The sequence below is a fragment of the Stenotrophomonas sp. 05L44_2 genome, from assembly GCF_056665995.1.
In genome coordinates, this window is the sequence record NZ_JBFTNR010001013.1 from 1 (window position 1) to 1,997 (window position 1,997).

The window sequence follows — 1,997 nt, forward strand, 5'->3', positions numbered from 1 at the left end:
GGACTTGCCCAGTGCGAGGCGTTGATGGGCATTACGCCCGGGGGCGGCGCCACTCAGTATCTATCTACCCGGATGACGCGCGGTCGCACACTTGAAGTGATCCTGGGCGCCGATGTCATCAGTGCGACAACCGCGGAGCGTTATGGGTGGATCAACCGGGCGTTGCCTGCGGCGGAGCTCGACGATTTCGTCGATCGACTGGCGCGCAACATCGCTGCGTTACCTGAGGGCGTCATCGTCGCGGCCAAGAAGGCAGTGCCGATGGCAGACCTGCGTGAGGGCTTTCGTCGCGAGCATGACGCATGGGCAGGACTGTTCGCGCGCCCTGCGGCCGAAAATCTCATTCGGGGCGGGCTCAAGGCGGGCGCGCAAACCAAGGACGGCGAGAGGAATCTGGAGACGCTGCTTCGCCAGTTGGAAGTGTAGCGGCGCCACGTAGGCCCTGGAGGGAGGCTTGCTTGCGAAAACGGGTAAAGAACGTGGCATCTCGCCAGTCCGGCGGGACAACGAACGCGGAGTAACCGGAGCGCGCTCCCACTCCCACGGACTTGAAAGCCGGCCCCTCGCTTCGCTGCCGTCGCATACGGCCCAAACGCAAGGGTAGAATTGGCCATCCTCTGTCGTATTAGGCCCTGCCATGGAAACATCTCTCGTCGAGGTCAACGGCGCTGCCCAAGCGCTAAGGGAGTTCGCCGAAGCCCGTGACTGGGCGCAGTTCCATTCCCCGAAGAACCTTGTCATGGCCCTCTCCGGTGAAGTTGGAGAGCTGAACGAGATTTTCCAGTGGATGACAGAGGCCGATTCGTTCAAGGCGGCATCCTCGGAAGCCACCGCCAACGCCGTACGCGATGAAATCGCCGATGTGGCGCTCTACCTCATCCGGCTGTCGGACGTGCTCGGAATCGATCTGAATGCCGCTGTCAGCAACAAGCTGGCCACGAATGCTGCCAAGTACCCGGTCGATCTCTCACGGGGCGTCAGCACCAAGTACAACAAGCTGTCGCAGCCATGATCGTCTACCAGGCAGACAAGGATACGTCGCTCGTGCGCTGAACCACCCCTCCATTCCCGGGGACATCGGCGTGGCAGTTGAATTCATCCTGCCTCAGTCACGGAAGCGCATTGACGTTGTCCTGTCGGGCCACGCCGAGGACGGCTCGCCCCACGTCATCATCATCGAGCTCAAACAATGGTCGTCCATCAAGCAATCCAATCGAGACGCCATGATCGAGCTGCGCCCCGGAGACTTGCGGGTCCATCCCAGCTATCAGGCCTGGTCCTATTCGGCGTTCCTTGAAGGCTTCAACGAAGCGGTCCATAAAGGAACGCTCCAGCTTCACCCCTGCGCCTATCTGCACAACTATGTGTCGGACGGCGTGATCGACTCACCGCATTACAAGCCCTACATCCAACGTGCACCACTCTTCCTGAAGGGAGCGGGCGACCTTGAAGGGCTGCGCGCTTTCATCAGTCAGTACACAAGCAAGGGCAATGGCATCCCGGTGCTGGCCAAGCTGGACAGCGCCCCTATCCGCCCGTCCAAGACGCTCGCAGACGAGTTGTATGGATTGCTCTCGGGGAACAGTGCGTTCACCTTGCTTGACGAACAGAAGCACGTGTTCGAAGCCGCCAAGGCGGCCTGTGCCCAGGCACACGCAGACCGGAAACCCCGTGTCGTCATCGTTGAGGGCGGCCCGGGTACGGGCAAGTCCGTGGTTGCGGTCAATCTTCTGGCCGCAGTGCGCGAGGGCTTGAACGTCAAGTACGTCTCGAAGAATGCCGCGCCACGTGAGGTCTACAAAAGCGCCCTCAGCAAGTCGAAGGTTAACGATCGCCTCCACCACTTCTTCGGTGGGTCCGGAGCGTACGTCAACACCCCCGAGAACGAATTTGACCTGCTGATCGTCGACGAGGCGCACCGGCTCACCGAGCAGGGCGGGTTCTACGGAAACGAGGGCAAAAACCAGATCATGGAACTGATCAACGCTGCCCTGTGC

Annotated in this window: 3 protein-coding genes; all 3 read left to right on the forward strand. The window is 60.9% G+C overall.

Translation table 11 applies throughout. The features are described from left to right. On the forward strand, positions 1-426 hold a 426-nt coding region (locus AC1VAN_RS22740), incomplete at its 5' end, for an enoyl-CoA hydratase/isomerase family protein (protein ID WP_480986853.1). Between the two features lie 211 nt (positions 427-637). After that, the gene (locus AC1VAN_RS22745; RefSeq protein ID WP_154880112.1) at positions 638-1,012 is read left to right on the forward strand and encodes a nucleotide pyrophosphohydrolase; all 375 of its coding nucleotides are present in this window, start codon (positions 638-640) and stop codon (positions 1,010-1,012) included. A gap of 70 nt (positions 1,013-1,082) precedes the next feature. Continuing rightward, positions 1,083-1,997: DNA/RNA helicase domain-containing protein (locus tag AC1VAN_RS22750; protein WP_480986854.1), on the forward strand; the 915-nt coding region annotated here is incomplete at its 3' end.

What these genes read in the sequence shown, in the direction of transcription:
- AC1VAN_RS22745 (WP_154880112.1), top strand. Translation starts at nt 638, where the DNA reads ATGGAAACATCTCTCGTCGAGGTCAACGGCGCTGCCCAAGCGCTAAGG.